The organism is Pandoraea norimbergensis, assembly GCF_001465545.3.
Classification (GTDB): domain Bacteria; phylum Pseudomonadota; class Gammaproteobacteria; order Burkholderiales; family Burkholderiaceae; genus Pandoraea; species Pandoraea norimbergensis.
Window position 1 is genome coordinate 877913 of sequence record NZ_CP013480.3, and the last position, 16614, is coordinate 894526.

Consider the following 16614-nt stretch of genomic DNA (forward strand, 5'->3'; position numbering starts at 1 on the left):
GGTGGCAGTATCTCCTCGAGCTCAGTCTCGTTCCAAGGCCGGCCATCTTCGCGATGCACCGGCCTTTTTTTCGCTGTGCTGGTTCAGGCGGGGCGCTTAGGAATATCGAGTCCGCGCACCACAGCCGGACGCGCGACGAAGGCGTCGAGCACGCGCTTCACGTTCCTGAACTGCGCGAAGTCGACCAGATCGCCAGCCTCGTAGAAACCGACCAGATTGCGAATCCACGGGAACGTGGCGATATCGGCAATCGTGTACTCGTCGCCGAGAATCCACGTGCGATTGGCCAGATGCGTGTCGAGCACAGCAAGCAGACGCTTGGCTTCATTCACGTAGCGATCGCGCGGGCGCTTGTCTTCGAAGTCCTTACCCGCGAACTTGTGGAAGAAGCCCACCTGCCCGAACATCGGGCCGATGCCGCCCATCTGGAACATCAGCCATTGCAGCGTTTCGTAGCGCGCGGCCGGGTCGGCGGGCAGCAGCTTGCCGGTCTTCTCGGCCAGATACCAGAGGATCGCACCCGACTCGAACAGCGGCAGCGGCTTGCCGTCGGGGCCGTTCGGATCGAGGATCGCGGGAATCTTGTTGTTCGGGTTCAGCGAGAGAAACTCGGGCGTGAGCTGATCGTCGGTCTGGAAGCTGACCAGATGCACCTCGTAGGGCAGGCCGATCTCTTCGAGCATGATCGAGACCTTCACGCCATTGGGTGTGGGCAGCGAATACAGTTGCAGACGCTCGGGGTGTGCGGCGGGCCACTTGCGCGTGATCGGGAACTGGGACAAATCGGCGGACTGGTCGGTCATGGAGTCGAGGCGTTCGAAGGCGTGCTGGATGGGCGGCGGATGTCACCGCAGGACAGCCAATATAACGCCAAGTGAAAAGGCTTGCAGACGGCGGAATATCACCTGGGCAGCTTTATCCCCTCCGCGGTGGAAACGACAAAGGGACGGCAGTTGCCGTCCCTTTGTCGTTTGCAGCGGTAAAGCGCTGACGCATGATTACGCGTTGTTCAGCACCTTGGCGATGCTCTCGGCCACGACGCCGACGTTCTTCTCGTTCAGACCGGCAACACACATACGGCCCGAGCGAATCAGATACACGCCGTGTTCGTCGCGCAGCACGTCGACTTGCGCCGCCGACAGGCCCGTGTACGTGAACATGCCGCGTTGTTCCAGATAACGCGAGAGCATGTTGTCCGGCACGTGACCGCGCAGACCTTCATGGATCGCGCCGCGCATGCGCGTGATGCGCTGGCACATCTGCGTGAGTTCGTCTTCCCACGACTTGCGCAGTTCCGGCGTGCTCAGCACCTTGGCGACGATCTTCGCGCCATGCGTCGGCGGGTTGCTGTAGTTCGAACGCACGGCGCTCGTCAGTTGACCCAGCACGCGCTCGGCGGCTTCGCCCGATTCGCAGATCACCGACAGGCCACCGCAACGCTCGCCGTACAGCGAGAAGTTCTTCGAGAACGAATTGGCCACGAAGGCCGGCACGCCTTGACGGGCCAGTTCGCGAATCACGAAGGCATCGGCGTCCAGACCCGAGCCGAAGCCCTGATAGGCCATGTCGACGAAGGGCAGCAGTTCGCGCTTCTTGAGCACCTCGATCACCTGCACCCACTGCGCGTCGTTCAGATCGACACCGGTCGGGTTATGGCAGCAAGCGTGCAGCAGCACGACGCTGCGTGCCGGCAGCTTGTCGATGGCGTCGACCATCGCTTCGAATTGCAGGCCGCCCGTGGCTTCGTCGTAGTACGGGTACGTATTCACGGTGAAACCGGCGCGCTCGAAGATGAAGCGGTGGTTGTCCCACGTGGGGTCGCTCACCCAGACCTGCGCACCCGGGAAGTAACGCTTGATGAAGTCGGCGCCCACTTTCAGCGCGCCCGAGCCGCCGAGCGTCTGCACCGTGGCGATGCGGCCTTCGGTGCGGGCCGGCGAATCGTCGCCGAACACGAGGGCCTGCACGGCGTCGCGATAGTTGGCGAAGCCTGCCATCGGCAGATACGGCTTCGGACCCACTTCGGCCAGCAGCAGGGCTTCGGCCTGACGCACCGCTTGCATGACCGGCAGACGGCCATCGTCGTCGTAATAGATGCCGATGCTCAGGTTGACCTTGTCGGTACGCGGATCCTTCGCAAAATTCTCGTTGAGCGAGAGGATCGGGTCACCGGGATAGGCATCGATATGTTCGAACATGGCAGGTCCTGGAATAACGGAGATAACGAGAGAGATTCGGTAAAACGGGAAACAGGCCGGCGCGCGAGCGCAAACGTCGATGATACCGCTAGTGCGGTGCCCCCGTGTGTGTCCGGGGTCCGGGACATGCCCCGCGCGGCGTGCGCGCGGGGTGGGCTTTCGTTTGTGTGGGTGACGCTTCGCGTCAGCGGGCCGCCGTGGCCGGTACGCCGGCGGCTGCACGCTTCTGGCGCAGGCGGTAGCCGAGCGTGAGCACGACCAGCCAGACCGGAATCAGATAGACCGAGATGCGCAGGTCGGGGATCAGGTACATCACGACCAGAATGCCGGCGAGGAAGACGAGGCACAGGTAGTTCGTGAACGGGTACCACAGGCTCTTGAAGACCGTGGTTTCACCGGCACGCGCCTTGGCCCGGCGGAACACCAGATGGATCACGCTGATCATGGCCCAGTTGATGATGAGGGCCGAGACGACCAGACCCATCAGCAGTTCGAACGCCTTGCCGGGCATGAAGTAGTTGATCACTACGCACAGCGCGGTAGCGGCGGCCGACACGCCGAGCGCGGCGAGCGGAATGCCACGGGCGTTGACCTTGAGCAGCGCGCGCGGCGCGTTGCCCTGACCGGCCAGACCGTAGAGCATGCGGCTGTTGCAATACACGCCGCTGTTATAGACGGACAGGGCGGCGGTCAGCACCACGGCGTTGAGCACGTTGGCGACGAAGTTGCTGTTCAGTTCATGGAAGATCAGCACGAACGGGCTGCCGCCGGAGACGACTTTCTCCCACGGATACAGCGAGAGCAGCACGCCGAGAGCGCCGACGTAGAAAATCAGAATGCGGTAGATCACCTGATTGGTCGCACGCGGAATGGTGCGCGACGGATCGTCGGCCTCGGCCGCAGTGATGCCCACCAGTTCGAGCCCGCCGAACGAGAACATGATCACGGCCATCGCCATGACAAGGCCGGACACACCGTTCGGGAAGAACCCGCCGTGTTGCCAGAGGTTGGCCACGCTGGCATCGGGGCCAGCATTGCCCGAGAAGAGCAGATAGCCGCCAAACCCGATCATGCCGACGATGGCGGCGACCTTGATGATGGCGAACCAGAACTCCATCTCGCCGTACGACTTTACGCTCGACAGGTTGATGGCGTTGATGATGCCGAAGCACACGAGTGCCGAGACCCACGTGGGGATCGCCGGCCACCAGTACTGCACGTAAATGCCCACGGCCGAGAGTTCGGCCATCGACACGAGGATGTACAGCACCCAGTAGTTCCAGCCCGAGACGAAGCCCGCGAACTGGCCGCAATACTTGTTGGCGAAGTAACTGAACGAGCCGGCGACGGGCTCGTCGACGACCATTTCACCCAGTTGCCGCATGATGAAGAACGCGACGATACCGGCAATGGCGTAGCCAAGCAGTACGGAGGGTCCAGCGGTCTTGATGGTTTGGGCGATGCCGAGAAAGAGGCCGGTGCCGATCGCGCCACCGAGGGCGATCAATTGAATGTGACGATTCTTCAGGCCGCGGTGGAGCGAGCCTTCTTGTGCTGCATTGGCGGACATGTCTGTTCCTTACCCTACCTTCGATGCCATGCGGCGCGCCTCTCTGTCTCCGTTCGGTAGGAACGGACTGGAAGCGTTGAGCCGCCACGGCGCGGTGCTTATGACACCGTCGCCGTGTTCTTGGTGGCCACCCCCCGAGAGGTGACCGTCATCCCGGCGCACGGGGCGCCGGTTGTCTCCCCTGGACTCAGACCTTGAGCGTGCCGCGCGCGATCTGGTCGCGTTCGAGCGATTCGAACAGCGCCTTGAAGTTGCCTTCGCCGAAGCCGTCGTCGCCACGACGCTGAATGAACTCGAAGAACACCGGACCCAGCAGGGTCTTCGAGAAGATCTGGAGCAGCAGACGCGGCTTGCCGCCTTCGGTCGTGCCGTCGAGCAGAATGCCGCGCGACTTCAGCTCACCGACCGGCTGGCCGTGACCCGGCAGGCGCGTTTCCAGCGCCTGATAGTAGAAGTCGTTCGGTGCCGTCATGAGCGGTACGCCGGCCATTTGCAGATTGTCGATAACCTGAATCAGGTCGTCGGTCAGGAATGCAATGTGCTGAATGCCTTCACCGTTGAAGGCCATCAGGAATTCCTCAATCTGGCCGCTGCCCTTGGCGGATTCTTCGTTCAGGGGAATGCGGATTTTACCATCGGGCGCGGTCATCGCCTTCGACGCCAGACCGGTGTACTCGCCCGAGATATCGAAGTAACGAATTTCGCGGAAGTTGAACAGCTTCTCGTAGAAGTTGGCCCAGAAGGACATGCGGCCGCGATAGACGTTGTGCGTCAGGTGGTCGATCAGGCGCAGGCCATGGCCGACCGGATGACGATCGACGCCTTCGATGAATTCGAAGTCGATGTCATAGATCGACTTGCCTTCTTCGAAGCGGTCGATCAGGTACAGCGGCGCGCCGCCGATGCCCTTGATGGCCGGCAGACGCAGTTCCATCGGGCCGGTAGCGATCTCGACCGGCTGGGCGCCGAGTTCCAGCGCGCGGGCGTAGGCCTGATGCGAATCTTTCACGCGGAAGGCCATGCCGCAGGCGCTCGGGCCGTGCTCGGCGGCGAAGTAGGCTGCCGGGCTGTTCGGCTCGCGATTGACGATGAAGTTGACCTCGCCCTGACGATAGAGCACCACGTCTTTCGAGCGATGGCGGGCCACGAGCGTGAAGCCCATCTGCTCGAAGATCGGCTCAAGCAGGTTCGGGGTGGGCGACGCGAATTCCACGAATTCGAAGCCCATCAATTGCATCGGGTTGTCAAACAGGTCGGCCATGATCGTCTCGGCTTTGTGAGGTAGATGTTTCGTTGGACGCGTGCCCGGCCCGGTGGTTGTGCGCCCGGCTTCGGAAGACGGATTTTTTGAACCGTCGCGATGCACAATTTACGCAATAAAATTGTGAATCACTGACCGCCCGGTCGGGATTTTGTCCCCTGCCGTTTTAATTCCCGAAACCTGCGTAGTGCCAGCCATCGTGCGTGCACTGCATCGATTTGAGGGGCCCAGTGTAAGTGCGTCACCGCAAAATAGGATTTCGTAAAAGGCACAGGGAAACCCTATGTTATGCATTAATATTTCGAAATTGACCGGTTGGAGGAGAGGAAAGTGCATAACATCGAGATCGATCGGATCGATGTCCGGCTGCTGGCGATTTTGCAGTCGCACGGACGGATTTCGAATCTGGAACTGGCCGAGGCCATCAAGCTGTCGCCGGCGCAGACATTGCGCCGCCATCGCCGCCTCGAAGAGCTGGGGGTGATCAAGGGTTACGACACCCGGCTGGACGCGCAGCGGCTCGGTTTCAGCGTCGTGGCGTTCGTCCATGTGACGATGGAGCGCGGGCATATTCGCGACCTGTCGAACTTCAAGGGACTGGTCGCGGAGCTGGCGCAGATACAGGAGTGCTTTTCCGTGACCGGCGATATCGACTACGTACTCAAGGTGGTGGCGCGCGATCTGAAGGGGTTGTCCGAATTCTTGCTCGATACGCTGATGCGGATTCCGGGCGTGAGCGCCGTCAAATCGAGCGTCTGTCTCGACGAAATCAAGTGTACGTCGGCGGTGCCGCTGGCGTCCTGAGCGCCCCCTGACCTTGCTACCCCTATCGCCGCGCCCGCACGGCGAATGCCGCGAGCGCCACGGCCACGGCGACGAGCGCGCATCCGGCCCATGGGGTGAGCATCAACGCGTTCGCATCGACGAGCGCACCGCCTGCGCCCGCCCCGAGCGCCACACCCACATGCATGGCCGCCACGTTCACGCCCACATTGGCGTCGGCTTGCTGTGGCGCGCTGCGAATCAGGAAGTTCTGTACCACGGGCGAAATCGACCACGACAAACAGCCCCAGACCATCATCGCGACGACGAAGATCGCTACGGGCCACGCGCTATCCACACCCGTGACACCCATCGCGGCCAGCGGCACACCGGCCATTGCCACGAGAAACAGCAGCGGACACCCGAGCAGCGCCCGCGAGGCACCTGCCCGGTCCGAGCCCAAGCCACCAAGCCACGCACCGGCCACACCCGCCACCCCGAACGCGACGAACAACAAGCTCAGGCCATCGGGTGATGGCGCGAGGGTCTTCTGGAGATACGGCGCGAGATACGCGAATAGCGTGAAGTGCCCGCCAAGCATGGCAATCGACACCCCTTGTGCGGCAAGCAGGCGAGGCTGCGCCAGCGCTTTCACATACGCCCGCAGCGTCGGCGCGGTGGCGGGCTGCGTAAGCGGTAATGCGCGCCAGAGCACGAGCATGAGCGGCGCACTGACCAGACCGATGACGGCGAACACGGCACGCCATCCCGCCCAGTGTTCGAGCGTCATGCCGAGCGGCACGCCGAGTACCAGCGACCCGCTGATGCCCATGAAGATGATGCCCACGGCGCGCCCGTGAAACTCGGGCGGCGTGATTTCGGTGGCTAGCCGCGAGCAAAGCAGCACGATGGTGGCGCAACTGGCGGCCATGGCCATGCGCGCCACGAACAGCGCGGCGTACCCCGGGGCGGCTGCGGCGGCAAGGTTGCTGAGCGTGAAGACCAGCAGCGCGACGATCAGCGCGGGGCGCCGGGCATGCCGGGAGAGCCACGCGGCCATCGTGAAGGCCCACAGCGCGAAGACCGCAGAGAAGATGGTGGTGAGTTGGCCGGCCGAGGCCATCGAGACACCGAGCCCTTGCGAGATCGCGGGCAGGATGCCGATGCAGATGTTTTCGTCGATCCCGACGAGAAAGACCGTGAGCGCGAGCAGCCAGACCTTGGCGGCGCTATGCGGCGTTGCCGCCGTGGGCGAGGGTGACGACGTTGGTGACGTTGGTGACGTTGGTGACGTTGGTGACGTTGGTGACGTTGGTGACGTTGGTGACGTCGATGACGTTGATGAAGTAGGGGAGGCCAATGAAGACTCCGATGTCATGACACGCACCGTGCGACACCGGGATTGGCGCGACGGTTGAGCGTATCGATCCGTCGGGTTTCGAGGCTAGGCTTCGGTTATCCCATCGCCGGAACATTATCGGAATCGACGCAAAGCGGCAACCGGGGGCCGCCGACGTGGCCGCTGGGGATTATCGCAAGGCGACACACGATAGTTGACAGCCCGGGAATATCTGTGATCTCATGCAGCACATGATCACCGCGCAATTCTCCCTCTCGCTACGACTACTAGCCCGCTCCACCGGGCTTGGTCCGTTGCTGCGCGCGTGCATCGTCTGAATTTCCTCTGAAGCACCGCTGATTTTCCCCAGTTACGCCGATCTGAGCCCCGGTTCATCCAACCGGAGGTCGTAGCTTTTTTGCGCTCAAGCGTCGTCCGGTTGCCACTTTTTCCGACAATCGAGACACGCCATGTTGAACAACCCCGCTACCAAATACCGCGCCTTCACTCCGGTCAACATTCCGGACCGACAGTGGCCGAGCCGCACCATCACGCGTGCGCCGATCTGGATGAGCACCGACCTGCGCGACGGCAATCAGGCCTTGTTCGAGCCGATGGACGCACAGCGCAAGATGCGCATGTTCAAGATGCTGGTCGCGATCGGTTTCAAGGAAATCGAAGTCGCGTTCCCGTCCGCCTCCGAAACCGATTTCAACTTCGTGCGTGAATTGATCGAAGGCGGTCACATCCCCGACGACGTCACCATCGAAGTGCTCACGCAGGCACGTGACGATCTCATCGAGCGCACCTTCGCCGCCCTCAAGGGCGCACCGCGCGCCATCGTTCACCTGTACAACGCCACGGCCCCGGAATTCCGCCGCATCGTCTTCAACCTCGACCAGCCGGGCGTGAAAGCGCTGGCCGTCGCGGCCGCCAAGACCATCAAGCGTTGCGCCGACGCTGCCCCCGATACCCGCTGGACCCTGCAATACAGCCCCGAAACGTTCACGGGCACCGAACTCGACTTCGCCAAAGAAGTCTGTGACGCGGTCTTCGATGTATGGCAGCCGACGCCGGACCACAAGTGCATCGTCAACCTGCCCGCCACCGTTGAAATCGGTACGCCGAACTACTACGCCGACCAGATCGAGTGGATGCACCGCAACCTCAAGCATCGCGATTCGCTGGTTCTCTCGGTGCACCCGCACAACGACCGTGGCACGGCAGTGGCCGCTGCCGAGCTGGCCGTGATGGCCGGTGCCGATCGCATCGAAGGGTGCTTGTTCGGTAATGGCGAGCGCACCGGTAACGTTGATCTCGTCACGCTCGCGTTGAATCTCTACACGCAAGGCGTGGACCCGGGCCTCGACTTCTCGAACATCAATGAAGTCGCCCGCACGTCGGAAGAATGCACGCAATTGCCGGTGCATCCGCGCCACCCGTACGTGGGCGATCTCGTGTTCACCGCGTTCTCGGGCTCGCATCAGGACGCCATCAAGAAGGGCTTCGCCGCACAAAAGCCGGACACCTTCTGGGAAGTGCCGTACATGCCGATCGATCCGAGCGATCTGGGCCGCACTTACGACTCGATCATTCGTGTGAACAGCCAGTCGGGCAAGGGCGGCATTGCCTTTCTGCTCGAACAGTCGTACGGGGTGCAAATGCCGCGCCGTCTGCAAGTCGACTTCAGCTCGGCTGTGCAGCGCTACACCGACGAGACCGGTGCCGAAGTTACGGCAGCACAGATCTGGCAATTGTTCCAGAAGGAATATGTGGAAGCGGCCGAACCGGTGGCTTATGTCGGCCACACGCTCTCGGAGCGCGACGGCCGTCAGCAGATTGCTGTGACCATCGACATCCACGGGCAACGCACGACGGTGTCGGGTGCCGGTAACGGTCCGCTCGACGCGCTGATGAACGCCATGCGCACGCCGGTACGTGTGCAGCACTACGAAGAGCGCGCGTTGACGCAAGGTGCCGATGCCCGTGCTATCGCGATTGCTGAAATGGCGGGCGAAACGATTGTCGGCAGCGCGTTCGGCGTGGGTATCGATGCGAATCTCACGACGGCCTCGATCCGTGCGGTCATCAGCGGTATCAACCGCGCTTACGACCGCAGCGAAGCCGATGCGAAGGCCACGTTCTTCGACGCCGTGATGCGCGATGTCGCCAAGGCCGTCTGAGGCTTTTGCAAACAGAAAACTCAGGCAGGAACTGAGGAGACACGTAGTCCAGCAGGGAATTTGAGGCAGACGTGTACCGCTGAGCGCTGATCGTGCGAGCGGGACACCGGTGCGGCGCGACGACACTTACCCAGTGTCGTGCGACCGCCCCGGCCACAGAAATCAAGCGGTGTGACAGGGTAGGGGGAACAAGCCCTACCCGGTCAGATCGCTTCGATGGCGATAGCGATGCCTTGGCCGACCCCAATGCACATCGTACACAGCGCGAAGCGGCCACCTGAACGCTTTAGCTGGTACATCGCCGTCGTCACCAGACGTGCGCCGCTCATACCGAGCGGATGGCCTAGCGCGATGGCGCCGCCGTTCGGATTGACGCGCAGGTCGTCGTCAGCGACACCCAGCTGACGCAGCACGGCCAGGCCTTGGCTCGCAAACGCTTCGTTGAGTTCGATCACATCGAACTGATCGAGCGACATCCCGAGCCGTGCCAACAGTTTGATCGTTGCGGGCGCCGGACCGATGCCCATGATGCGCGGTGCTACCCCTGCCGTCGCCATGCCCAGAATCCTGGCGCGCGGCGTCAGGCCAAAACGCGCCGCGCTCGCCTCGTCTGCTAACAGCAGCGCACAGGCGCCGTCGTTGACGCCAGAAGCGTTACCGGCGGTCACGGTCCCATCAGGGCGTACCACGCCCTTCAGTCTGGCAAGCGCTTCCATGCTGGTGGCACGCGGATGTTCGTCGCGGTCCACCACAATGGCTTCCCCCTTCTTCTGAGCAATCGACACCGGCGTAATTTCTTCCGCCAGCGTGCCGTTAGCCTGTGCACGCGCCGCTTTTTCTTGCGAGCGCACCGCGAAGCGATCCTGATCTTCGCGGCTGATGCCGAATTCCGTCGCCACGTTCTCGCCCGTCTCGGGCATCGAATCCACGCCGTATTGCGCCTTCATCAGCGGATTGACGAAACGCCAGCCGATGGTCGTGTCGTAAATCTCTGCCTGACGTGAAAACGCACTGGCGGCCTTGCCCATCACGAACGGCGCACGGCTCATGCTTTCCACGCCACCGGCGATCATCAGACCGGCTTCGCCTGCCTTGATCGCGCGCGCAGCGGTGCCGATGGCATCCATGCCCGAACCGCACAGACGGTTGACGGTGCCACCTGGCACGTCTTGCGGCAGTCCGGCGAGCAGCGCCGACATGCGGGCCACGTTGCGGTTGTCTTCGCCGGCCTGATTCGCGCAGCCGTAGATCACATCGTCAACCAGCGTCCAGTCGACGTTGCCGTTGCGCGCCATCAGCGCCTTGATCGGAATTGCGCCCAGATCGTCGGCACGTACCGACGACAGTGCGCCGCCGTAGCGGCCGATAGGGGTGCGGATCGCGTCGCAGATAAAGACTTCACTCATTTGTCTACCTCACCGAATGGGGGATTTCGAATTCACTCAATGCATGCCGGACAATGCAAATCGCCGGGAATCTCCCGGCGATGGTGTGCAATGCAGATATCAGGCGACGGCCGGCGAGGGCAGTAGCGTCACGCCGCTCAGACGTTGCAATTCGTCGAACGTCAGCCCTTCGACCATATCGCGCACGCGCAGGCCTTCGGGCGTCACGTCGATGACCGCGAGGTCCGTGTAGATGCGCGTCACGCAGCCCACGCCCGTCAGCGGATACGTGCACGCGTCGACGATCTTGCTTTCGCCCTGCTTGGTCTGATGTTCCATCATCACGAACACTTGCTTGGCGCCGGTCGCGAGATCCATCGCGCCACCCACCGCAGGGATGGCGTCGGGCGCGCCCGTGTGCCAGTTGGCGAGATCGCCGGTCTTCGAGACTTGGAACGCACCCAGCACGCAGAAGTCGAGGTGGCCGCCGCGCATCATCGCGAACGAGTCGGCGTGATGGAAATACGCGCCGCCCGGTTTGAGCGTGACAGGCTGCTTGCCAGCGTTGATGAGGTCTTCATCTTCTTCGCCCTTGGCGGGGGCCGGGCCCATCCCGATCACGCCGTTCTCGCTTTGCAGAATGATTTCTTTCTCGGCCGGCAGGTGATTGGCCACTGCCGTGGGCAGGCCGATACCGAGGTTCACATAGGCGCCGTCGGGAATATCCTGGGCGACGCGGGCGGCCATCTGGTCGCGGGTCAGTCGGTTCATGTCGTAGCTCCGGAATAGGGGACGTCAGGCGCTCGCGGTGCCGGGCACCGCGACGATACGTTGTACGAAGATGCCGGGGGTGACCACGGCTTCCGGATCGAGCTCGCCCAGTTCCACGACTTCGCTGACCTGAACGATGGCGCACTTCGCAGCGGTCGCCATGATGGGGCCGAAGTTGCGGGCAGTTTTGCGATACACCAGATTGCCCCAGCGGTCGCCCTTGAGTGCCTTGATCAGTGCGAAATCGGCGTGGATCGGCGATTCGAGCACGTACGGCTTGCCGTCGATCACGCGGGTTTCCTTGCCTTCGGCGAGCAGCGTGCCGTAGCCGGTCGGCGTGAAGAAACCGCCGATGCCCGCACCGGCCGCGCGAATGCGTTCGGCCAGATTGCCTTGCGGCACCAGTTCCAGCTCGATTTTGCCGGCGCGATAGAGCGCGTCGAACACCTGCGAATCGGTCTGACGCGGGAACGAGCAAATGATCTTGCGCACGCGCCCGGCCTTGAGCAGCGCCGCGAGACCGGTCTCGCCGTTACCGGCATTGTTGTTGACGATGGTCAGATCGCGCGCGCCTTGTTCGATCAGGGCGTCGATGAGCGCAGAGGGCATACCGGCGTTGCCAAAGCCGCCAATCATGATCGTGGCGCCGTCATGGACGTCGGCGACCGCGCTGGCGAGCGATTCGTAAATCTTGTTGATCACACGTGCCTCCTGGGCAGTTCCGTCGAACGAGCCTGCGGTCTCCGGCTGACTAGCCAGAGCCTGCGCGCCGTCCGGTGCGGTTGTCTCGCGGCGATGACGTCTTGTCCGGCGGCATCGTCTGGTTCACAATGTTCTTATAACGAACAAATATTCGCTATAAGAACAGCGTAAGCTTTCCGATGTCGGGCGTCAAGACAGGGGGTGCGTCAGACGCATTCGGTGAGACTGTGTGTCCCGCACGGTGGAACCGCTGGCGCAAATCCATTACGCTTGCCGTCTGCGCGATCGTGGTGCACCGCCGGAATGTCCGGTGGTCCGTTCACTCGTGCTTGAGAAGAAGTCACCCAACAAAGCGCCCTGCAACCCGCCAGACCTGCCGATACCGACCCAATGACACCTGTGCCGAACGACTCCCGCGATCCGACCGAGAAGAAGCCGGGCGACTCTTATGTGCAGTCGTTTGCGCGCGGGCTTGCGGTGGTCAAGGCGTTCAATGCGGCGCGACCGGCCCAGACGCTGTCTGAAGTGGCGCAGGCGTCCGGCCTGACCCGCGCAGGCGCCCGGCGCATTCTGCTGACGCTAGAGGCGCTCGGTTACGTGCGCAGCGAGGGACGGTTGTTCCGCCTGACGCCGCGTATTCTCGATCTGGGCTTTTCGTATCTGACGTCGATGCCGCTGTGGAATCTGGCCGAGCCGTTCATGGAGGCGCTAGTCCAGCAGGTGCAGGAGAGCAGTTCGGCATCCGTGCTCGACGGCGACGACATCGTCTATGTGCTGCGCGTGCCCGTGCGCAAGGTGATGTCGATCAACCTGTCGATCGGCAGCCGCCTCCCGGCGTGGTGTACGTCGATGGGGCGTGTGATGTTGTCCGCACTTCCCGACGACGAGCTCGACGCCGCATTGCGCCGCGCCGACATTCGTCAACACACACGCCGCACGCTCACGGATGTGGACGCGCTGCGCGAACGTATCCTGCAAGTGCGGGCGCAAGGCTGGGCCGTCGTCGATCAGGAACTGGAAGAGGGCTTGATCTCGATTGCTGCGCCGATTCGCAACCGGGCCGGGCAGGTCATCGCCGCGATGAACGTGAGCGGTCAGGCGAACCGGACGTCGGCGGCAGAGATGGAGTCGAAGTTTCTGGCGCCGCTGCAACAAGCGGCGCAGAAGATCTCACAGATGGTGGTCGTGTAAGCCAATCACCGCTGAAAAACAAACGGGGCGTCGCTATGCGAACGCCCCGTTTTCATTGGTCCCGCGTATCGATCAGGCGCGGGCGGCCCCGCCTAATGCCCCGGCGCGCGCCAACTGCATGGCCGAGAGCAGCGTCTCGTGATCGCCAATCTGATTGGCGAGCAGCAGAATCAATTGCGCATTGGCGGCCTGACTCTGCGCGTCGTCGAGATCGCGGTGCATGTCGATGAGTGCTTCGTAGAAATCGTCGGGGCGCGTCAGGCGCGGTTGTGTATCGAGTGCCATGGGTGTCTCCTCCCGGCTGAATTCGTGTGTGTTGTTGAGAACAGTGTCAGCGATGGCTCACGCCGCGCACGGCATCGACGCCTGCGCTGACGATACGCGTCCGAGTGCTCGGTCTCGCGCTTGCGCAATCGCAGCGGTATCGAGGGTGCGCCAGCGTGCACAGACATGCTGATCCGGGCGAACGAGATAGACCGTGCCGGGCGTGGCGTCGTAACGCTGCGCGGCGAGCCCTTGCGCGTCGTGCCAAACGTTCTCTTCACCTTGCGCTTGCGAGGCATCGCTCGTGACGAACACCGGCATGACGGGCACACGGTCATTCGCCATCGCCTGCAACGCAGCCAGTGCCGCAGCATCCAGCGAGGCGGGCGAGCCGAACACCAGCGCGACAAAACGCCCGCCCAGACGCGGCAACAGCCAGCCGCCCTGTGCGTTGCGCGAGAGCGGCGCATCGAGGCAAGTCGCCCCCGGCACCATGCGTCCCACGAACGCGTCGCGATCGGCGGTATTCAGCGTAGAGTCGTGCAACACCGCAGGCACCGACAGGCGGCCGCTGTTCACCAACTGACGGGCGAACGCATGATCGCGTGCCAGCGTCAGCACAGCGTCGCGAAACACGCGCGACACCGGGCTCTTGGGCGTGATGAAGTCCGTCGCGCGCGTCGAGTTGAGAATGTTTTCGTCCGCCGCGAATTCGCGCTCGCGGGCATAGGTATCGAGCAACGTATCGGGCGCACGATCATCCAGCACCATGGCCAGTTTCCACGCGAGATTCTCGGCGTCCTGCACGCCGCTGTTCGCGCCGCGTGCACCGAACGGCGACACGCCGTGCGCCGAGTCACCCGCGAAGAGCACATTGCCGTGGCGGAAGCTGTCCATGCGCAGGCACGAGAACGTGTAGACGCTCACCCATTCCAGCGTGAATTTGGCATCGGGGCCAAGCAGCGCCTGCACGCGCGGAATCACGCGCTCGGGTGTCTTCTCCGTTTCGGGATCGGCGTCCCAGCCCAATTGGAAATCGATGCGCCAGACGTCGTCCGGCTGACGGTGCAGCAACACCGACTGATTCGGATGGAACGGCGGATCGAACCAGAACCAGCGCTCCGCGGGGAAGTTCGCCGTCATCTTCACGTCGGCGATCAGAAAACGATCTTTGAACGTGCGGCCATGGCTGTCCACACCGATCAGCTTGCGCACCGGGCTGCGCGAACCGTCGGCCGCAACAACGTAGCGCGCCGTCGTTTGATACGCGCCATCGGGCGTGTCGACCGTGAGTGTCACGCACGCATCGGCGGCGCCGGGCGTGCCGTGCTGCACGAGCCCCGAGACCTTGTTCTTCCAGCGGATTTCGATGTTCGGCAGCTCGCTGGCGCGCTCGAACAGATAGCCTTCGACGTAGTACTGCTGCAAGTTGATGAACGCGGGACGATGGTGTCCGGCGTCCGGCAGCAGATCGAAGTTGTAGACCTCCTGATCGCGCAGGAACACACGGCCGACATTCCAGCAAACGCCTTTTTGCACCATACGATCGCCGCAGCCCAGCCGGTCGAAGATGTCGAGCGTGCGCTTGGCGAAGCAGATGGCACGCGAGCCGGTGGAAAGCGTGCAGTCGTCGTCGAGCACGATCACGTGCACGCCCTGATGGGCGAGATCGATGGCGGTCGCGAGCCCAACCGGGCCTGCGCCAACGACGATGACCGGGTGCGGTGCGGCGGTTCGGCCGCTGCCACTCGTGCCATTCGTAGGCGCCGACTGTTCGGCACAAGGCTGGTACGTGAACGTGAGGCGCTGGTAATCGATGCTGCTCATGCAATGTCTCCGTCGCCGGTGCCTCACCCGCGCGCCATGTCAGCGTCGCGCGGGCGGGCACCGTTTCTACTTTTGATTTGCTACCGGGTCAGTGGGCTCAGTCTTGCAGTGCGGCCCACATTTCCTTGTCGCGCTGCGCCGTCCAGATGCGCGGGTGCGTGATGCCGCTGGCCTCGTCGAAGGCGCGCGTCACATCGAACGGCAGGCAGTGTTCGTAGATGAAAACGTGACCGAACTTCGGATCCATCTGGCTGCGCGTGAGTGCCATCGCGCCCTTCAGATCGAGCTTCTGTTCGACGGCTTGCTTGCCCGCTTCGAACAGCGTCGTCACGAAATCCTTCGTATAGGCGAGGCCCTTCGCGACTTCAGCGGGCGTCGTGAGCGCCGGACCACGGCCCGGGACGAGCTTCTCGGCGCCGAGTGCTGCCAGCGCGTCGAGCGTGGCGGGCCATTCGGCGAGTTGCGCGTCGCCGGTGTAGCAGGCAGCGTCGTACTCCACCAGATCGCCCGAGAACAGCACCTTATCCGACGGCAGCCACACGACCGTGTCGCCCTTCGTATGGCCCGAGCCCAGATGCGCAATCTTCACTTCGAGCTTGCCGAGGAACAGCGTCATTTCCTTCTCGAACACCAGCGTCGGCCACGTCAGGCCGGGCACGGTCTCGACACCGGCGAACAGACGCGGGAAGCGTTCGATCTCCGACTTCATGTCGGCTTCGCCGCGCTCCTGAATCATCTCAAAAGTGCCGCGGCTCGCGATGATCTGCTGCGCGCCTTCTTCGAAGTAAGCCGACGCGCCCAGCACGCGCACGGCGTGATAGTGCGAGAGCACCACGTACTTGATCGGCTTGTCGGTGACCGTGCGGATCTTGGCGATCAGGTCTTGCGCCATGGCGGGCGTAGCCGTCGTGTCGACGATCATCACGCCGTCGTCGCCGATGATGACGCCCGAGTTCGGGTCGCCTTCGGCCGTGTAGGCCCAGGCGTGTTCCGACAGTTGGGTGAAGGTGACCTTTTTCGCTTCCAGGTCGGCTTGCGAGGCAAATGCTTTAGCCATGCTGTCTCTCTCTCGTGTCTTGTCTGTGGGGATGAACCGACGACGGGTGGCAGCTCGCACGTCATGAAAGCATGCTCTGTCGGCCGATCGGCGTCAGGGTGCAG

14 protein-coding genes are annotated in these 16614 nt (G+C 62.9%); 3 read left to right on the plus strand and 11 right to left on the minus strand.

The genetic code is table 11. The features are described 5' to 3' along the window. Positions 1–83 precede the first annotated feature (83 nt). The 4 genes from AT302_RS03970 to hppD all read right to left on the minus strand — a co-directional run bounded on the left by AT302_RS03970 (position 84) and on the right by hppD (position 5029). Positions 84–803, minus strand: coding sequence for a glutathione binding-like protein (locus AT302_RS03970; protein WP_058377314.1), 720 nt, complete (start codon positions 801–803; stop codon positions 84–86). Between the two features lie 195 nt (positions 804–998). Then, entirely contained in the window at positions 999–2198 is a 1200-nt protein-coding gene (locus AT302_RS03975; RefSeq protein ID WP_058377315.1) for an amino acid aminotransferase, read from the minus strand. Positions 2199–2382: 184 nt separating this feature from the next. Beyond that, positions 2383–3768 carry an amino acid permease gene (locus tag AT302_RS03980; RefSeq protein ID WP_058377316.1) on the minus strand — a complete coding sequence of 462 codons (1386 nt, stop codon included), beginning with the start codon at positions 3766–3768 and terminating at the stop codon, positions 2383–2385. A 187-nt stretch (positions 3769–3955) separates the two neighbouring features. Then, on the minus strand, positions 3956–5029 hold the full coding sequence (hppD, locus tag AT302_RS03985) for a 4-hydroxyphenylpyruvate dioxygenase (protein WP_058377317.1): 1074 nt from the start codon (positions 5027–5029) through the stop codon (positions 3956–3958). A 330-nt stretch (positions 5030–5359) separates the two neighbouring features. Between hppD and AT302_RS03990 the strand changes: the two genes are divergently transcribed. Next, positions 5360–5833, plus strand: coding sequence for an Lrp/AsnC family transcriptional regulator (locus AT302_RS03990; RefSeq protein WP_058377318.1), 474 nt, complete (start codon positions 5360–5362; stop codon positions 5831–5833). A 22-nt stretch (positions 5834–5855) separates the two neighbouring features. Here the strand turns inward: AT302_RS03990 and AT302_RS03995 are convergent, their stop codons facing one another. Further along, a complete protein-coding gene (locus tag AT302_RS03995) occupies positions 5856–7151 on the minus strand; it encodes an MFS transporter (protein WP_407668822.1) in 1296 nt (431 codons plus the stop codon). 449 nt (positions 7152–7600) lie between these two features. Between AT302_RS03995 and leuA the strand changes: the two genes are divergently transcribed. Then, on the plus strand, positions 7601–9313 hold the full coding sequence (leuA, locus tag AT302_RS04000; RefSeq protein ID WP_058377319.1) for a 2-isopropylmalate synthase: 1713 nt from the start codon (positions 7601–7603) through the stop codon (positions 9311–9313). A gap of 203 nt (positions 9314–9516) precedes the next feature. On the opposite strand, the gene pcaF is transcribed toward leuA, so the two are convergent. From pcaF to AT302_RS04015, 3 genes are all read right to left on the minus strand, one after another. After that, entirely contained in the window at positions 9517–10719 is a 1203-nt protein-coding gene (gene pcaF, locus AT302_RS04005) for a 3-oxoadipyl-CoA thiolase (protein ID WP_058377320.1), read from the minus strand. A gap of 99 nt (positions 10720–10818) precedes the next feature. Further along, entirely contained in the window at positions 10819–11469 is a 651-nt protein-coding gene (locus tag AT302_RS04010) for a 3-oxoacid CoA-transferase subunit B (RefSeq protein ID WP_058377321.1), read from the minus strand. A 24-nt stretch (positions 11470–11493) separates the two neighbouring features. After that, entirely contained in the window at positions 11494–12171 is a 678-nt protein-coding gene (locus AT302_RS04015) for a 3-oxoacid CoA-transferase subunit A (protein ID WP_058377322.1), read from the minus strand. Positions 12172–12561: 390 nt separating this feature from the next. Between AT302_RS04015 and AT302_RS04020 the strand changes: the two genes are divergently transcribed. Then, the gene (locus AT302_RS04020) at positions 12562–13362 is read left to right on the plus strand and encodes an IclR family transcriptional regulator (protein WP_058377323.1); all 801 of its coding nucleotides are present in this window, start codon (positions 12562–12564) and stop codon (positions 13360–13362) included. 72 nt (positions 13363–13434) lie between these two features. Here AT302_RS04020 and AT302_RS04025 read toward each other — a convergent pair whose 3' ends face one another. From AT302_RS04025 to AT302_RS04035, 3 genes are all read right to left on the minus strand, one after another. Beyond that, positions 13435–13647, minus strand: coding sequence for a DUF2783 domain-containing protein (locus AT302_RS04025; RefSeq protein WP_058377324.1), 213 nt, complete (start codon positions 13645–13647; stop codon positions 13435–13437). Between the two features lie 57 nt (positions 13648–13704). Then, positions 13705–15453 carry an FAD-dependent oxidoreductase gene (locus AT302_RS04030; RefSeq protein ID WP_058377325.1) on the minus strand — a complete coding sequence of 583 codons (1749 nt, stop codon included), beginning with the start codon at positions 15451–15453 and terminating at the stop codon, positions 13705–13707. Positions 15454–15550: 97 nt separating this feature from the next. Continuing rightward, positions 15551–16510 carry an MBL fold metallo-hydrolase gene (locus tag AT302_RS04035; RefSeq protein ID WP_058377326.1) on the minus strand — a complete coding sequence of 320 codons (960 nt, stop codon included), beginning with the start codon at positions 16508–16510 and terminating at the stop codon, positions 15551–15553. Positions 16511–16614: the final 104 nt, after the last annotated feature.

Excerpts from the sequence above, each read along its gene's own strand:
- AT302_RS04035 (WP_058377326.1), bottom strand. The coding sequence starts at position 16,510 with ATGGCTAAAGCATTTGCCTCGCAAGCCGACCTGGAAGCGAAAAAGGTC.
- pcaF (WP_058377320.1), bottom strand. The coding sequence starts at position 10,719 with ATGAGTGAAGTCTTTATCTGCGACGCGATCCGCACCCCTATCGGCCGC.
- hppD (WP_058377317.1), bottom strand. The coding sequence starts at position 5,029 with ATGGCCGACCTGTTTGACAACCCGATGCAATTGATGGGCTTCGAATTC.
- leuA (WP_058377319.1), top strand. The coding sequence starts at position 7,601 with ATGTTGAACAACCCCGCTACCAAATACCGCGCCTTCACTCCGGTCAAC.
- AT302_RS04010 (WP_058377321.1), bottom strand. The coding sequence starts at position 11,469 with ATGAACCGACTGACCCGCGACCAGATGGCCGCCCGCGTCGCCCAGGAT.
- AT302_RS04025 (WP_058377324.1), bottom strand. The coding sequence starts at position 13,647 with ATGGCACTCGATACACAACCGCGCCTGACGCGCCCCGACGATTTCTAC.
- AT302_RS03980 (WP_058377316.1), bottom strand. The coding sequence starts at position 3,768 with ATGTCCGCCAATGCAGCACAAGAAGGCTCGCTCCACCGCGGCCTGAAG.
- AT302_RS04030 (WP_058377325.1), bottom strand. The coding sequence starts at position 15,453 with ATGAGCAGCATCGATTACCAGCGCCTCACGTTCACGTACCAGCCTTGT.
- AT302_RS03970 (WP_058377314.1), bottom strand. The coding sequence starts at position 803 with ATGACCGACCAGTCCGCCGATTTGTCCCAGTTCCCGATCACGCGCAAG.
- AT302_RS03975 (WP_058377315.1), bottom strand. The coding sequence starts at position 2,198 with ATGTTCGAACATATCGATGCCTATCCCGGTGACCCGATCCTCTCGCTC.
- AT302_RS04020 (WP_058377323.1), top strand. The coding sequence starts at position 12,562 with ATGACACCTGTGCCGAACGACTCCCGCGATCCGACCGAGAAGAAGCCG.